General features: G+C 71.4%; 13 protein-coding genes and 1 other RNA gene. 12 read left to right on the plus strand and 2 right to left on the minus strand.

Going from position 1 to position 15459, the window contains the following annotated elements; genetic code table 11:
* Positions 1-31 precede the first annotated feature (31 nt).
* Positions 32-1144, plus strand: a complete 1113-nt coding sequence (prfB, locus tag ACYP53_RS13065) for a peptide chain release factor 2 (RefSeq protein ID WP_189918984.1) — start codon at positions 32-34, stop codon at positions 1142-1144.
* 104 nt (positions 1145-1248) lie between these two features.
* Here prfB and ACYP53_RS13070 read toward each other — a convergent pair whose 3' ends face one another.
* Positions 1249-1443, minus strand: coding sequence for a hypothetical protein (locus ACYP53_RS13070; protein WP_030059729.1), 195 nt, complete (start codon positions 1441-1443; stop codon positions 1249-1251).
* Between the two features lie 350 nt (positions 1444-1793).
* Between ACYP53_RS13070 and ftsE the strand changes: the two genes are divergently transcribed.
* From ftsE to ACYP53_RS13110, 8 genes are all read left to right on the plus strand, one after another.
* Complete coding sequence (gene ftsE, locus ACYP53_RS13075) at positions 1794-2483, plus strand: cell division ATP-binding protein FtsE (protein WP_189918986.1); 690 nt, start codon at positions 1794-1796, stop codon at positions 2481-2483.
* Positions 2484-2559: 76 nt separating this feature from the next.
* Entirely contained in the window at positions 2560-3471 is a 912-nt protein-coding gene (gene ftsX / locus ACYP53_RS13080) for a permease-like cell division protein FtsX (RefSeq protein ID WP_189918988.1), read from the plus strand.
* Positions 3472-3584: 113 nt separating this feature from the next.
* Positions 3585-4724 (plus strand): S41 family peptidase, encoded by a 1140-nt coding sequence (locus ACYP53_RS13085; protein ID WP_459647462.1) that lies wholly within the window; start codon positions 3585-3587, stop codon positions 4722-4724.
* A 112-nt stretch (positions 4725-4836) separates the two neighbouring features.
* A complete protein-coding gene (gene smpB, locus ACYP53_RS13090) occupies positions 4837-5313 on the plus strand; it encodes an SsrA-binding protein SmpB (protein WP_189919004.1) in 477 nt (158 codons plus the stop codon).
* 86 nt (positions 5314-5399) lie between these two features.
* Positions 5400-5781, plus strand: a transfer-messenger RNA (tmRNA) gene (gene ssrA / locus ACYP53_RS13095).
* Positions 5782-5931: 150 nt separating this feature from the next.
* Entirely contained in the window at positions 5932-8235 is a 2304-nt protein-coding gene (locus ACYP53_RS13100; protein ID WP_459647463.1) for a HelD family protein, read from the plus strand.
* A 389-nt stretch (positions 8236-8624) separates the two neighbouring features.
* Entirely contained in the window at positions 8625-10097 is a 1473-nt protein-coding gene (locus ACYP53_RS13105; protein ID WP_189919008.1) for an NAD-dependent malic enzyme, read from the plus strand.
* Positions 10098-10605: 508 nt separating this feature from the next.
* Positions 10606-10890 (plus strand): HU family DNA-binding protein, encoded by a 285-nt coding sequence (locus tag ACYP53_RS13110; protein WP_030242980.1) that lies wholly within the window; start codon positions 10606-10608, stop codon positions 10888-10890.
* Positions 10891-10962: 72 nt separating this feature from the next.
* On the opposite strand, the gene murA is transcribed toward ACYP53_RS13110, so the two are convergent.
* Positions 10963-12303 carry a UDP-N-acetylglucosamine 1-carboxyvinyltransferase gene (gene murA / locus ACYP53_RS13115; protein ID WP_189919010.1) on the minus strand — a complete coding sequence of 447 codons (1341 nt, stop codon included), beginning with the start codon at positions 12301-12303 and terminating at the stop codon, positions 10963-10965.
* 293 nt (positions 12304-12596) lie between these two features.
* Between murA and ACYP53_RS13120 the strand changes: the two genes are divergently transcribed.
* From ACYP53_RS13120 to ACYP53_RS13130, 3 genes are all read left to right on the plus strand, one after another.
* A complete protein-coding gene (locus ACYP53_RS13120) occupies positions 12597-13190 on the plus strand; it encodes a YqgE/AlgH family protein (RefSeq protein ID WP_373313789.1) in 594 nt (197 codons plus the stop codon).
* A gap of 61 nt (positions 13191-13251) precedes the next feature.
* Positions 13252-13527: a DUF3039 domain-containing protein gene (locus ACYP53_RS13125; RefSeq protein WP_030242972.1), complete on the plus strand. Its 276-nt coding sequence runs from the start codon at positions 13252-13254 to the stop codon at positions 13525-13527.
* Positions 13528-13615: 88 nt separating this feature from the next.
* The gene (locus ACYP53_RS13130) at positions 13616-15226 is read left to right on the plus strand and encodes a beta-N-acetylhexosaminidase (RefSeq protein WP_189919014.1); all 1611 of its coding nucleotides are present in this window, start codon (positions 13616-13618) and stop codon (positions 15224-15226) included.
* Positions 15227-15459 lie beyond the last annotated feature (233 nt).

A 15459-nucleotide genomic window follows, 5' to 3' on the forward strand; every position in this document is an offset into this window, starting at 1 on the left:
TGACCACCCCCGGAACCATTACGCTGGGGGCGTGGCAGCCGTCGATCCTTCCGAAGAGCTCAAGAACCTCGATACGACCATGGGGTCGATCGAGGCCGTCCTCGACCTGGACAAGATCCGGGCCGACATCGCGGTCCTGGAGGAGGAGGCAGCCGCCCCCACCCTGTGGGACGACGTCGCGAACGCGCAGAAGGTGACCAGCCGGCTCTCCTTCCTCCAGGGCGAACTGCGCCGGGTCGAGGGCCTGCGCAGCCGCATCGACGACCTGGGCGTGCTGTTCGAGCTCGCCGAGGCCGAGGACGACGCGGACACCCGCACCGAGGCCGAGGCCGAACTGGTCTCGCTCCAGAAGGCCGTCGAGGAGCTGGAGGTCCGCACCCTCCTCTCCGGCGAGTACGACGCCCGCGAGGCGCTGATCAACATCCGTGCCGAGGCCGGTGGCGTGGACGCCGCCGACTTCGCCGAGCAGCTGATGCGCATGTACCTGCGCTGGGCCGAGCGGCACGGGTACCCCACCGAGGTGTACGACACCTCGTACGCCGAAGAGGCCGGCATCAAGTCCGCGACCTTCACCGTGAAGGCGCCGTACGCCTACGGCACCCTCTCGGTCGAGCAGGGCACCCACCGCCTGGTCCGCATCTCGCCGTTCGACAACCAGGGCCGCCGGCAGACCTCCTTCGCCGGTGTCGAGGTCCTGCCGGTCGTCGAGCAGTCCGACCACGTCGACATCGACGAGGGCGAGCTGCGGGTCGACGTGTACCGCGCCTCCGGCCCGGGCGGCCAGGGCGTCAACACGACCGACTCGGCGGTGCGCATCACGCACCTCCCGACCGGCATCGTGGTCTCCTGCCAGAACGAGCGCTCGCAGATCCAGAACAAGGCGTCCGCGATGAACGTCCTCCAGGCCAAGCTGCTGGAGCGGCGCCGCCAGGAGGAGAAGGCGATGATGGACGCGCTCAAGGACAGCGGCAGCTCCTGGGGCAACCAGATGCGCTCGTACGTCCTGCACCCGTACCAGATGGTGAAGGACGTCCGGACCGCGTTCGAGGCCGGCAACCCGCAGGCCGTGCTGGACGGCGACATCGACGGCTTCATCGAGGCCGGCATCCGGTGGCGCAAGCAGCGCGAGACCAGCGCCGAGTAACGGCGGACGACAGAGCGAGACGACAGGGCGAAGGGCCCCGACCGCTGCGGTCGGGGCCCTTCGTCGTCCGGTCGGCCGGGCGGCGCCGGTCGTGGATCAGGGGTTCAGGCCAGTGCCTGCCGGGCGATCAGCGCCACCGCGAGCAGTCCGGCCAGCAGGGCCAGCAGCATCGCGGGGGAGAGCGCGGCGAACGGCCCCTGCTGCTCCTGCAGCCGGGCCCGGTTGGCGCGGCACACCGGGCAACGCCCGTCGCTGACGCGGCCGTTGCAGTTGGCGCACACCAGATGGTCGCAGGTCATGCGATCTCCTCCTCGCTGCTACTGCCAACGCGCCGGACGGGGCTTTGGTTCCCGTTCTTGCCCTGTACGGGGGAGCGGCCGGACGCGGTCGCCACCTCCCACTCTGCCAGGTTCCGGCGGTTCCGGCTCCCGGGCTGTGAGATGCCTCGCAATATTCGGGGCATAAGCAGACATTCTCCCCCAGAGTGCGGGAGCTGTCACGGGCCGCCCCTGCGGGCCGGTCGCCGATTCGCGTATGGTCCCAGACCGGGAGCGGCCCTCTGCGCTCCTTTCGCCCGCCCCCGGGCCGGGCCTCCGGGGCGGACCGACCGAGGACTGGCGCCGCCTAGGATGGCCTCCGTGATGCAGCCGTGATCAGATTCGACAACGTCTCCAAGACCTATCCCAAGCAGAACCGTCCCGCCCTGGACAACGTCTCGCTGGAGATCGAGAAGGGTGAGTTCGTCTTCCTGGTCGGCTCGTCCGGCTCGGGGAAGTCCACCTTCCTGCGCCTGTGCCTGCGCGAGGAGCGCCCCAGCACGGGCGCGGTGCACGTCCTGGGCAAGGACCTCGGCAAGCTGTCCAACTGGAAGGTGCCGCACATGCGCCGCCAGCTGGGCACCGTCTTCCAGGACTTCCGCCTGCTCCCGAACAAGACGGTCGCGCAGAACGTCGCGTTCGCCCTCGAGGTGATCGGCAAGCCCAAGAGCGCCATCGCCAAGGTGGTGCCCGAGGTGCTGGAGCTGGTCGGCCTCGGCGGCAAGGAGGACCGCATGCCGGGCGAGCTCTCCGGTGGTGAGCAGCAGCGCGTGGCGATCGCCCGCGCCTTCGTGAACCGGCCGATGCTGCTGATCGCGGACGAGCCCACGGGCAACCTCGACCCGCAGAACTCGGTCGGCATCATGAAGCTGCTCGACCGCATCAACCGCACCGGCACCACGGTGCTGATGGCCACCCACGACCAGGCGATCGTCGACCAGATGCGCAAGCGCGTCATCGAGCTCGACAAGGGACTCCTCGTCCGCGACCAGGCCCGCGGCGTCTACGGGTACCAGCACTGACCGCCAGCGCTGAACCGTAGGGCCGCCGGCCCGAACCGTCCGACCGAGCAGTACCGACCCTGGAGTTGTTTCCCGCATGCGTGCCCAGTTCGTCCTGTCGGAGATCGGTGTGGGTCTCCGACGCAACCTGACGATGACCATCGCGGTCGTGGTCAGCGTCGCGCTCTCCCTCGCCCTCGCCGGTTCCTCGCTCCTGGTCCGCGACCAGGTGAACTCCATGAAGGGGTACTGGTACGACAAGGTCGAGGTGAGCATCTACTTCTGCACCAAGGCGGACGCCCGCAACTCGCCCCAGTGCGACAAGGGCTCGGCCACCGACCAGCAGGTCCAGGACATCAAGGACCAGCTGGACAAGATGACCTCGGTGGTCCAGACCTCGACGTACGAGAGCTCCGCCGACGCGTACAAGCACTGGAAGGAGATGAACCCGGACAACCCGCTCATCCCCGTCCTGGGCCCGGACGCGATGCCGCAGTCCTGGCGGGTCAAGCTCAACGACCCGACCAAGTACGACGTCATCCAGAGCGCCTTCGCCGGCAAGCCCGGCGTGAAGTCGGTCGAGGACCAGCGGAAGATCCTGCAGAACCTCTTCGGCCTGCTGAACGGTCTGCAGACGGCGGCGTTCGTGATCATGGTGCTGATGCTCTTCGTCGCCCTGCTGCTGATCGTCAACACCGTCCGGGTGTCGGCGTACAGCAGGCGGCGCGAGACCGGCATCATGCGCCTGGTCGGTGCCTCGAACTTCTACGTCCAGATGCCCTTCATCGCCGAGGCCGCGTTCTCCGCGCTGCTCGGTGCGGCGATGGCCTCCGGACTGCTGATCGGCGGGCACTTCTTCGTCCAGAACTGGCTGGCCGACCGGGTGCAGTTCATCCACTTCATCGGCCTCGGATCGGTGCTCGCGGTGATACCGCTGCTGATCGTGGTGGGTATGGGCATGGCCGGCATCGCGGCGTTCTTCACGCTGCGCAAGTACCTCAAGGTCTGATCCCCGGACGCCTCGGCGGCCCCGGACGGCACTGCGCCGTCCGGGGCCGCCGCCGTTCCGCGCTCCCTCGTTCCGGCCCGGCGCGCGCGGAGCGGTGTCTACACTCCGTTGGCATGCTGCAAACTCCGCGCAGGGCACGTCAGGTGGCCGCCCTCAGCCTGGTGTTCGGTGCCGTCCTGCTGGCTGGCGCGGCGACCGGTGCGTGGGGCGACCCGAGCGACCTGCCGCCGCGCCCCTCCGCCGACGCCGCCCGGGCCGTCGGCGGCGGGCTCCCGGGGGACCCGGCCGGCAGTGCCCTGTCCGAGCAGCAGGCCGAGCACCTGCTCGGGGCCAACGGCGACCGCTGGGGCGCCTACTACAGCGCGCAGGAGTACGCCGAGTTCAGCCAGGGCCTGGACGGCCGCTACCTGGGCGTCGGCCTCTCGGTCGGCCGCGGCGAGGACGGCGTCACCGAGGTCTCCCAGGTCGTGGCTGGCGGCCCGGCCGCCGCGGCCGGGATCGCCGCCGGCGACCGGCTGCTGCGGGTCGGCCAGGACCAGGCCGACCACCTGCCGGTCACCGAGGTGGTCGCGCGGCTGCGCGGCCAGGGCGACGAGCGCAGGGCCGGCTCCGAGGTCACCCTGGAGGTCCGGCGCGGCGAGGGGGACGTGCGCGAACTGCGGCTGCGGCGCGCGCTGCTGGACAGCCAGCAGGTCGCCGCGGAGCACCTGGACGGGGGCGTGCTGCGGATCGCCGTACGGGCCTTCACCAGCGGCGTGACCGACCGGGTGCGCGCCGCGCTGCGCGCCCCGCACGCCGGTGTGGTGCTCGATCTGCGCGGCAACTCCGGGGGACTGGTGGACGAGGCGGCCGGCACCGCCGGGATCTTCCTGGACGGCGGCCCGGTCGGCTCGTACCAGGAGCGCGGCGAGACCCGGGAGTTGACCGCCCCGCGCGGCGGCGACCAGCGCACCCCGCTGGTGGTGCTGGTGGACGGCGGCACGATGAGCGCCGCCGAACTGCTCGCCGGCGCCCTCCAGGACCGCAGCCGCGCCGTGGTGGTGGGCGCCCGGACCTTCGGCAAGGGCACCGTCCAGCGGCCCAGCCGGCTCGCCGACGGCGCGGTGCTGGAGATGACCGTCGGCCGCTACTTCACCCCGGCCGGCCGCTCCCCGGAGGGCACCGGCCTCGCCCCCGACGTCCCGGCCGCCGGCGGGGAGGACGCCGACGCGCTCGCCCTGCGGGTGCTGGCCGGGCTGGGCACCCGGGCCTGAGGCGGCCGGGCCCCGAAGCGCCCGGGCCTGAGGCGCCCGCCGCGCCCGGAGCGGCGGCCCGCCCTCAAAACCGCTGCCCGATCGCGCCCCGAAGTGCGAGAATGGCCGCGCTATGGCAAAGGAAACCGGACACAAGCTGATCGCGCAGAACAAGAAGGCGCGGCACGAGTACACGATCCTCGACACCTACGAGTGCGGTCTCGTGCTCACCGGCACCGAGGTCAAGTCACTGCGCGAGGGGCGGGCCAACCTGGTCGACGGGTACGCCTACATCCAGAACCACGAGGCGTGGATCGACAACGTCTTCATCCCCGAGTACACCCAGGGGACGTGGACCAACCACGCGGCCCGGCGCAAGCGCAAGCTGCTGCTGCACCGGCTGGAGATCCACAAGATCGAGAGCAAGGTCCGCGACGCGGGCCACACCCTGGTCCCGCTCTCGCTGTACTTCAAGGACGGCCGGGTCAAGCTGGAACTGGCGCTGGCCGTCGGCAAGAAGCTGTACGACAAGCGCCAGACGCTCCGCGAGAAGCAGGACACCCGCGAGACGGCGCGCGCGGTGGCGGCGGCCCGGCGACGCCAGGGTTAATCCGCTGGACCCTCGCCCGTCGCCTCGCGTACTATGGCGCAAGCAACACGGACGGTCATCGTCCGAGCTGTTTCTCAACAAAACATGGGGATGATCGGTTTCGACAGGGGATGTTGAAACAGGGGAAGCGAGCCGAGGAACGCGGCAATGATCTCGTAAACCACGTGTCGCAAAAAAATAATCGCCAACTCTAAGCGCGATTCCCAGCAGTTCGCTCTCGCTGCCTAATAAGCACCGATAGCGCTTGGGTGTCAGACCGGGGAGTTCCCGACCCGGACCCTGGCATAATCTAGGGAACTCAACCGTCCGCCCGGGCTGCGAGGGTGGATGGGAAATCAAACAGCAGCTGGGCCTGTTGGCGGCTTGTCCGCGTGACCGCCAGGGCCGAGAAAATCACAGCGGACTGCGCTCGGAGAAGCCCTGAATTAACTCCACTGGACCCGGGTTCGATTCCCGGCATCTCCACCACCCCATGTTGACAGAAGGCCGCCCACCGCTCCGCGGTGGGCGGCCTTCTGATTTTTGTACGTTCCGGAGCAGCGCGGCCGGGGGGTCGCGGCGTAGGATCATCCGTCCGCTCGTTTTCCGGAGCGGGATTCCGCCGCAACCACCGAGGCCATGCAGAGCAACACGGACACCACCCCCACCGCCGATCACGAGACCGTCCGCGCGCGCGAGATCGCCGGTGAGCAGCAGCACCTCGACACCGTCTACCACCGGTTGGAGGAGAAGCTCGCCGAGGCGGAGTACATCCTGGAGGACGCCGCCAAGCGGGTCCAGGTCGGTACTCCCGGCGCGCTCGCCGAGCGCGACGCCCAGGTCTACCGGGCCGGCGCGCACCTCCAGCGACTGAACAACGAGTTCGAGGACTTCCTCTTCGGCCGGATCGACCTCCAGCGGGCGGACGCCCCGGAGGAGCACGGCATCCCCTCGAACACCCCGCTCGACCCGGCCGACCCGGCCGTCGCCGAGACCCTCCACATCGGCCGCCTGGGCGTGCTGGACGCCGAGTACGGCCCGCTGGTGATCGACTGGCGAGCGCCCGCCGCCGCGCCGTTCTACCGCGCCACCCCGGTCGAGCCGGGCCGGGTCATCCGCCGCCGGGTGATCCGCTCCAAGGGCCGCAAGGTGGTCGGCGTCGAGGACGACCTGCTGCGCCCCGACCTCACCCCGACCCTGGACGGCGAGGAGCTGGCCGTGGTCGGCGACGGCGCGCTGATGGCCTCGCTGGGCCGCGCCCGCAGCCACTCGATGCGCGACATCGTCTCCTCGATCCAGAAGGAGCAGGACGAGGTCATCCGGGCGGCCGCCGCGGGAGCCACCCTGGTCACCGGCGGCCCGGGCACCGGCAAGACCGCCGTCGCCCTGCACCGCGCCGCGTACCTGCTCTACCAGGACCGCCGCCGCTACGCCGGGGGCATCCTGGTGGTCTCGCCGACCGCGCTGCTGGTCTCCTACACCGAGGGCGTGCTGCCCGCGCTCGGCGAGGAGGGCCAGGTCGCCATCCGGGCGATCGGCTCGCTGGTGGACGGCATCGAGGCCGACACCTACGACACCCCCGAGGCGGCCCGGGTCAAGGGCTCGGCCCGGATGGTGCAGCTGCTGCGCCGGGCCGCCCGGGCGGCGCTGGAGCTGCGCGCTCCGCAGGAGCTGAAGGTGGTCGCCCGCGGCGAGGTGCTGAAGCTGGACGCGGGCCGCCTGAAGGCCGTCCGCGGCAACGTGGTGGGCTCCGGCGGCACCCCGCTGAACCTGCTGCGCCCGCGCGCCCGCAGGCTGCTGCTGGACGCCCTGTGGCAGGAGGCGGTCAAGGACCTGCCGAAGCCCACCGACCACTACGCCCGGGAGCAGCGCCAGGAGGAGAAGGAGAGCTTCGACGAGTACGTCTCGGACGAGGCGCCGTTCCTGGACTTCCTGGACGCCTGGTGGCCGCCGCTGACCCCGCGCCGGGTGCTGGCCACGCTCAAGCAGCACCGCCACACCAACCGGATCGCCCGCCGGGTCGTCTCCCCGGACGAGGCGAGGCTGCTGGCGGCCTCCTGGCGCCACCTGTCCCCGGAGGGCCAGGGTGCGCTGTCCGCGCACGACGTGGCGCTGCTGGACGAGCTCCAGGTGCTGCTCGGCGAGCCGGCCCGGCCGAAGTTCCGCGAGGTGGACGCGGTGGACCTGCTGACCGGCCTGGAGGAGGTCACCACCTTCGCCGACCGCTCCACCTCCCGGCGCGACCGCCAGCCGGTGGAGCGCAAGGAGTACGCCCACGTGATCGTGGACGAGGCGCAGGACCTCACCCCGATGCAGTGGCGGATGATCGGCCGCCGGTCCCGGATGGCCACCTGGACGATCGTCGGCGACCCGGCGCAGTCCTCCTGGCCGTTCCCGCAGGAGGCGCAGTCCGCGCTGGACGAGGTGCTGGCCGGCAAGCCGCGCCGGCGCTTCACCCTGACGGTGAACTACCGCAACCCGGCCGAGATCGCCGAGGTCGCGGCGAAGGTGCTGGCGCTGGCCGCGCCGGGCACGCCCTCGCCGACCGCGGTGCGCCACGTCGGTGTGGAGCCGCGCTTCGCGGCCGTCACCGACCCCTCGCCGGAGGCCTTCGGCAAGGGCGCCAGGGCGGAGCTGGAGCGGCTGCTGGCCGAGGTGGACGGCACCGTGGCGATCGTGGTGCCGATGGACCGCCGGGCCGAGGCGGCCGGGTGGACCGGGGGCCTGGGCGAGCGGGTGGTGGTGCTGGGCAGCCTGGAGGCCAAGGGCCTGGAGTACGACGCGACCGTGGTGGCCGACCCGACCGGCATCGCCGGCGAGTCGGAGGCCGGTCTGCGGGTGCTGTACGTCGCGCTGACCCGGGCGACCCAGCGGCTGACCGTGCTGTCCGGCCCGGACGACCTGCCGGACGCGGCCGGCGTGCCCGCGCTGCTGCACGGCTGACGGACCCTCCGGTGCCGACGGGTGCCGGAGGGTACCCACGGGTACCGACGGAAGAAGGCCCCCCACCGAGTGGTGAGGGGCCTTCAGACGTTTACGACACCGACCCGCCATGCTCGCCTCGCGGCAAGTGGTCCCTCGAAGGGACGAAGGTTGGGCCCGGGGGCTTGGATCGAGCCGGTGTCCCGTCCAATGTAACGCATCGGCCCGGAGAGGCAAGGAGTGAGCCGCGGGCGTTCGGTGGAGGTGAAACGGATTGTCGGATCCACACACTCAATGAACGATATTTCTGGCTATCCCTTGGAAGGTGCGACGATCGAGGTCTAGCATGCGCAGGCGATGCCTTCAACAAAATGTTGAGCCTGCGGGACAGACGGAAGAAGGAAGCGTCGATGGCGACGGTGCCCAGTGTCTCCAACTCGATCACGGTACGGCTGGAGGTCCCGGCCCGGGGCAACGCCGTCAGCGCGATCACCACGGCCGTGGAGTCCTCCGGCGGATCGGTGACCGGTCTCGACGTCACCGCCTCCGGCCTGGAGGCGCTGCGGATCGACGTCACCGTGGCGGCCTCCTCGGTCGCGCACGGCGAGGAGATCGTCGAGAAGCTCCGGGCGATCGACGGCGTGGCGATCGGCAAGGTCTCGGACCGCACCTTCCTGATGCACCTCGGCGGCAAGATCGAGATGTCGTCCAAGCTGCCGATCCGCAACCGTGACGACCTGAGCATGATCTACACCCCGGGTGTCGCCCGGGTCTGCATGGCGATCGCCGAGAACCCCGAAGACGCCCGCCGCCTCACCATCAAGCGCAACAGCGTCGCCGTGGTCACCGACGGCTCGGCGGTGCTGGGCCTGGGCAACATCGGCCCGGAGGCCGCGCTGCCGGTCATGGAGGGCAAGGCGGCCCTGTTCAAGCGCTTCGCGGGCATCGACGCCTGGCCGATCTGCCTGGACACCCAGGACACCGACGAGATCGTCGCCATCGTCAAGGCGATCGCCCCGGGCTTCGCCGGGATCAACCTGGAGGACATCTCGGCGCCGCGCTGCTTCGAGATCGAGGCCCGGCTGCGCGAGGCCCTGGACATCCCGGTCTTCCACGACGACCAGCACGGCACCGCGATCGTGGTGCTGGCCGCCCTCACCAACGCGCTGAAGGTGGTCGGCAAGGAGATCTCCGACATCCGGGTGGTGATGTCGGGCGCCGGCGCCGCCGGCACCGCGATCCTCAAGCTGCTGATGGCGGCCGGGGTCGAGCACGCCACCGTGGCGGACGTGCAGGGCGTGGTCCACCGGGGCCGCGGGGACCTCAACGAGAACCTGCGCTGGATCGCCGAGCACACCAACCGCTCGGGCCGCACCGGCACCCTCAAGGAGGCCGTGGCGGGCGCGGACGTCTTCATCGGCGTGTCGGCCCCGAACGTCCTGGACGGCGACGACCTGGCCACCATGGCCGAGGACGCGATCATCTTCGCGCTGGCCAACCCGGACCCGGAGGTCGACCCGGCCGTCGCCCGGCAGACCGCCGCCGTGGTCGCCACCGGCCGCAGCGACTTCCCGAACCAGATCAACAACGTGCTGGTCTTCCCGGGGGTCTTCCGCGGCCTGCTGGACGCCCAGAGCCGTACGGTCAACACCGAGATGATGATCGCCGCCGCGCGGGCGCTGGCCACCACCGTCGCCGACGACGAGCTGAACGCGAACTACATCATCCCGAGCGTCTTCCACAAGGACGTCGCCAAGACCGTCGCCGCCGCCGTGCGCGAGGCGGCCCTGGCCGGCGCCCAGGAGGCCCCCGTGCCGTCCCGTCCGACCCCGGGCATCGTCGGCACCCTGGACACCTCCGCCTTCCCCACCGTCAAGCTCTGACGGACGCACGCGCGGGCGTGCCGTCGGTCGCTCAAATGTGCGAATAGGGGTCATACCCGCCCAGCCCGCCCCGAACCCTTGCGACACAAGGGCGAGGGGCGTGTTTGGGCTTGTCAGTCCTAGGGCGTACGGTAGCCCTGCACGGGGCAGGCGTGTCCGACAAGTACGGAACGTCCCCCTGGTCTTCCGGCGAGTCGTCCCGACCGCCGTCCGCGCCCGGTCCGCCGGAGCCGACGGAGCGTCACACCTCCAACGGGCGGGCGATGTTCGGGTGGTTCCGCCGGGGCCCGATTGGCTTTCTCGGGGCCGGTCGGGGCAGGATTCGTATCCAGGCAGGCGGGCGGGCCTTCGAAGGCTCCGGCGCGCGGCATCGGGTACGGACCCGGCCTGCGACCACGCATTGCCTGCATGAGCACAGTGTGCGGACCTGCGGCCTATCCGGGTGCCCCCCGGTGGGAGCACCGATGGGCCCCCGCACACCGCAAGCGAACAGACCACAGGAGTACACATGAACCGCAGTGAGCTGGTGGCCGCGCTGTCCGAGCGCGCCGAGGTGACCCGCAAGGACGCCGACGCCGTTCTGGCCGCCTTCGCCGAGATCGTCGGCGAGGTCGTCGCCAAGGGCGACGAGAAGGTCACCATCCCCGGTTTCCTGACCTTCGAGCGCACCCACCGCGCGGCCCGCACCGCCCGCAACCCGCAGACCGGTGAGCCGATCCAGATCGCCGCGGGCTACAGCGCCAAGGTGAGCGCCGGCTCCAAGCTGAAGGAAGCCGCCAAGGGCGCTGCCTGAGCCACCCCTTGAACGCCCGAGAGGCCGGGCTCCCCGTGTGGGGAGCCCGGCCTCTCGCCGTGTGCGCGGTCGTTACGCGTCGACCAGCTGCTCGCTGGGCAGCTCGACGTGGGCGCCCAGGTCGCGCAGCTTCTCCATGAAGTTCTCGTAGCCGCGGTTGATCAGGTCGATGCCGTGCACGGTCGAGGTGCCCTCGGCCGCCAGCGCCGCGATCAGGTACGAGAAGCCGCCGCGCAGGTCCGGGATGACCAGCTCGGAGCCGATCAGCTTGGACGGGCCGGAGACGACCGCGGAGTGCAGGAAGTTGCGGGCGCCGAAGCGGCACGGGGTGCCGCCCAGGCACTCGCGGTAGAGCTGGATGTGCGCGCCCATCTGGTTCAGCGCGCCGGTGAAGCCCAGCCGCGACTCGTACACCGTCTCGTGGACGATGGACAGGCCGGTGGCCTGGGTCAGCGCGACGACCAGCGGCTGCTGCCAGTCGGTCTGGAAGCCCGGGTGCACGTCGGTCTCCAGGGCGATCGCCTTGAGCTCGCCGCCCGGGTGCCAGAAGCGGATGCCCTCGTCGTCCACCTCGAAGGCGCCGCCGACCTTCCGGAAGGTGTTGAGGAAGGTCATCATCTCCAGCTGGCGGGCGCCGCGGACGTAGATGTCGCCCTTGGTGGCGAGCGCCGCGCAGGCCCAGGAGGCGGCCTCCAGGCGGTCCGGCAGCGCGCGGTGGTTGTAGCCGTTCAGCTCGTCCACGCCGGTGATCAGGATGGTGCGGTCGGTGCCCAGCGTGATGATCGCGCCCATCTTCTGCAGGACGCAGATCAGGTCGACGATCTCCGGCTCGATGGCCGCGTTGCGCAGCTCGGTGACGCCCTCGGCGAGGACGGCGGTGAGCAGGACCTGCTCGGTCGCGCCGACCGAGGGGTAGGGCAGCTCGATCTTGGTGCCGCGCAGGCGCTGCGGGGCCACCAGGTAGGTGCCCTGCGGGTGCTTCTCGATGCTGGCGCCGAACTGGCGCAGCACCTCGAAGTGGAAGTCGACCGGGCGGCCGCCGATGTCGCAGCCGCCCAGGCCCGGGATGAAGGCGTGGCCGAGGCGGTGCAGCAGCGGGCCGCAGAACAGGATCGGGATCCGCGAAGAGCCGGCGTGGGCGTCGATGTCGGCCACGTTGGCGCTCTCGACGTGCGAGGGGTCGAGGATCAGCTCGCCGTCCTCGTCACCGGTGCGCACGGTCACGCCGTGCAGCTGCAGCAGGCCGCGGACCACCTTGACGTCGCGGATGTCCGGGACGTTGCGCAGTCTGCTGGGGCCCTGGCCGAGGAGGGCCGCGACCATGGCCTTGGGGACCAGGTTCTTCGCGCCGCGGACGCGGATCTCGCCTTCGAGCGGGTTTCCGCCGTGGACCAGCAGGACGTCGTCGGTCATCGTTCTCGCAATCCGGGGTGCCAGAGGAGTTTTCGGAGGGCTCCGGGAGAGAGCCGGTGGTGGACCGGTCGTACGGGCGCGTTCGGGCCCCCGGCGTAACCGAGTCGGCACCGTAGAAGGGCGTCCACCAGACGTAGATGGTAATGGGAGTGCCGTTGGTTCCCGTGAGCCTCTCCCGTGATGGTGCTCTCTCCGGTCCCCGGGGCGCCCGCCGGTGCGGCCGTACGGGTGTTCGTCCGGCGTGGCGGGGTTTCGGGCGTTGCGGTGTCCGGCGGGTGCCGTTCTGCGGGATCATGTGTGGCATGACGGCGGCCCATTCGCACGGAGGCCGGTCCCACACCGGCCGTCTGCTCGTCGCGACGCCCATGCTCACCGACCCGAACTTCGCGCGGGCGGTGGTGCTCCTCCTCGACCACGACGCCGAGGGGGCGCTCGGTGTGGTCCTCAACCGGCCGACGCCGGTCGAGGTGGGCAGCGTGCTGGACGGCTGGGGAAGACTCGTCGGACAGCCGGCGGTGGTCTTCCAGGGCGGACCGGTGGCGCTGGACTCGGCGCTCGGCCTCGCGGTGGCGCCGGGCGAGCCGGGCACCGGCGAGCCGCTGGGCTGGCGGCGGGTGCACGGCGCGATCGGCCTGGTGGACCTGGAGGCGCCGCCCGAGGTGCTGGCCGGCGAACTGGGCAGCCTGCGGATCTTCGCCGGGTACGCCGGCTGGTCGCCGGGACAGCTGGAGGCCGAGCTGGAGAGCGGTGCCTGGTACCTGGTGGACTGCGAGCCGGGGGACGTCTCCAGCCCCGAGCCGGAGCGGCTGTGGCGGGCCGTGCTGCGCCGCCAGCGCGGTCCGCTGGCCCTGCTGGCGACCTACCCGGACGACCCGACGATGAACTGAGCGGCGGGCCCGCCGCGCGACACTGGCCCGGTTTCCCGGGGCCCCCATAGACTTGTCACCCATGAGCACTCTTGAACCCGAGCGCGGCCTCGGCACCGGAACCCTGGTCGAGCCCGTCCCGCAGGTGTCCCACGGGGACGGCGACCACGAGCGCTTCGCGCACTACGTCCAGAAGGACAAGATCATGGAGAGCGCGCTCTCCGGGTCTCCCGTGGTGGCGCTCTGCGGCAAGGTGTGGGTGCCCGGCCGCGACCCGAAGAAGTACCCGGTCTGCCCGATGTGCAAGGAGATCTACGACGGCATCGGCAAGCCGCAGGACGGCGACGGCGACAAGTAGTCCCCGGGTCGCGCGGTGCCGTTTTGCATAGCACCGCGATCCCGAGGTGGTCTATGCCAATCGTTCCGGGCGTGGGCAGGATGTCGGAATGGACCTCATTCCCGCACCTTCGAGTGCCGTCCGCCGCCCGGACGGGGACTTCCCGCTCGACGCCGCCACCACGCTGACCGCACCGCCCGCGCTGGCCGACGCCGAGCGCTGGCTGCGCACCACGCTGTCCGCGGCCACCGGGCTGCCGTTCGGCCCGGGCCGGCCGGGCGCGGGCATCGAACTGGTCCAGGACGAGGCGCTCGCCGCCGAGGCGTACCGGATCACGGTGCGCCCCGGCCGCGCGCTGCTCGCCGCGGGCGGCCCGGCCGGCGCGCTGTGGGGGGCGCAGACCCTGCGGCAGCTGCTCGGGCCGGACGCCTACCGCCGCTCGCCGCTGCGCCGCGAGGGCTGGGTGCTGCCCGGCGCGGACATCGAGGACGCCCCCCGGTTCGGCTGGCGCGGCGCGCTGCTCGACGTCGCCCGGCACTTCCTGCCCAAGTCGGACGTGCTGCGCTTCGTCGACCTGCTGGCCGCGCACAAGCTCAACGTGCTGCACCTGCACCTCACCGACGACCAGGGCTGGCGGGTCGAGATCAAGCGCTACCCGGGGCTGACCGAACGCGGCGCCTGGCGGGAGCGCTCCATGGTCGGCTACCGCTCCGGCGGCCGCCGGGACGACCGGCCGCACGGCGGCTACTACACCCAGGACGACCTGCGCGAGATCGTCGGGTACGCGGCCGCGCGCGGCGTGACCGTCGTCCCGGAGATCGACCTGCCCGGCCACACCCAGGCCGCGATCTGCGCCTACCCCGAGCTGGGCAACACCGACGTGGTGGACACCGCCGCGCTCGGCGTCTGGACGGACTGGGGGGTGAGCCACAACGTGCTCAACGCCTCCGAGGAGACCCTGCGCTTCTTCGAGGGGGTGCTGGAAGAGGTCCTGGAGCTCTTCCCGTCCGAGTTCGTCCACCTCGGCGGCGACGAGTGCCCCAAGGAGCAGTGGAAGGACAGCGCCGCCGCCCAGGCCCGGATCCGCGAGCTGGGCCTGGCCAACGAGGACGAGCTGCAGAGCCACCTGATCCGGCACTTCGACCGCTGGCTGGCCGAGCGCGGCCGCCGGCTGATCGGCTGGGACGAGATCCTGGAGGGCGGACTCGCCCCGGGTGCCGCGGTCTCCTCCTGGCGCGGCTTCGGGGGCGGGATCGCGGCCGCGAAGGCCGGCCACGACGTGGTGATGTGCCCCGAGCAGCACGTCTACTTCGACCACCGGCAGGCGGACGGGCCGGACGAGCCGATCCCGGTCGGCTTCGTGCGCACGCTGGAGGACGTCTACCGCTTCGAGCCGGTGCCGGCGCAGCTGGACGGAACCGAGGCCCGGCACGTGATCGGCACCCAGGCCAACCTGTGGAGCGAGTTCACGGACAGCGCCCGGGACATCGACTACCGGGCCTTCCCCCGGCTGGTCGCCTTCGCCGAGGTCGCCTGGTCCGCACTGCCCGCCGAGCCGGCCGAGCGCGACTTCGCCGGCTTCGAGCGCCGGCTCGCGACGCACCTGAAGGCGCTGGACGCGCTCGGCGTCGAGTACCGCCCGGCCGACGGGCCGCTGCCCTGGCAGCGGTGGCCCGGGGTGGCGGGCCGGCCGATCGAGGGCCCGCCGCCGGTGCGCTGATCGCAGCCGCCGGGGGCGCTCCGGGCGCCCGGACCCGGCGCCGCGCCGGTCGGCCCGGAGAGCGGCCGGGAACTTCTGAGTGGTCGTCGGACGTCAAGAACAGATGAACATCTGCCCAGGCCCGGAACAGGTCGGGGCAGATACCGCCCGGTATCCGTCCCAATCGGGCAGTCCCGTTCACCGGCCCCGAAATGATCATCGAGCATTGTGTGCCAGAGTTGCCCAACCCGGCC

The sequence above is a fragment of the Kitasatospora sp. Ki12 genome (assembly GCF_054601375.1).

Bases quoted from the DNA above. Each gene is read 5' to 3' on its own strand.
- ACYP53_RS13070 (WP_030059729.1), bottom strand. From the start codon at position 1,443: ATGACCTGCGACCATCTGGTGTGCGCCAACTGCAACGGCCGCGTCAGC.
- ftsX (WP_189918988.1), top strand. From the start codon at position 2,560: ATGCGTGCCCAGTTCGTCCTGTCGGAGATCGGTGTGGGTCTCCGACGC.
- ACYP53_RS13085 (WP_459647462.1), top strand. From the start codon at position 3,585: ATGCTGCAAACTCCGCGCAGGGCACGTCAGGTGGCCGCCCTCAGCCTG.
- smpB (WP_189919004.1), top strand. From the start codon at position 4,837: ATGGCAAAGGAAACCGGACACAAGCTGATCGCGCAGAACAAGAAGGCG.
- ACYP53_RS13100 (WP_459647463.1), top strand. From the start codon at position 5,932: ATGCAGAGCAACACGGACACCACCCCCACCGCCGATCACGAGACCGTC.
- ACYP53_RS13105 (WP_189919008.1), top strand. From the start codon at position 8,625: ATGGCGACGGTGCCCAGTGTCTCCAACTCGATCACGGTACGGCTGGAG.
- ACYP53_RS13110 (WP_030242980.1), top strand. From the start codon at position 10,606: ATGAACCGCAGTGAGCTGGTGGCCGCGCTGTCCGAGCGCGCCGAGGTG.
- murA (WP_189919010.1), bottom strand. From the start codon at position 12,303: ATGACCGACGACGTCCTGCTGGTCCACGGCGGAAACCCGCTCGAAGGC.
- ACYP53_RS13120 (WP_373313789.1), top strand. From the start codon at position 12,597: ATGTGTGGCATGACGGCGGCCCATTCGCACGGAGGCCGGTCCCACACC.
- ACYP53_RS13125 (WP_030242972.1), top strand. From the start codon at position 13,252: ATGAGCACTCTTGAACCCGAGCGCGGCCTCGGCACCGGAACCCTGGTC.
- ACYP53_RS13130 (WP_189919014.1), top strand. From the start codon at position 13,616: ATGGACCTCATTCCCGCACCTTCGAGTGCCGTCCGCCGCCCGGACGGG.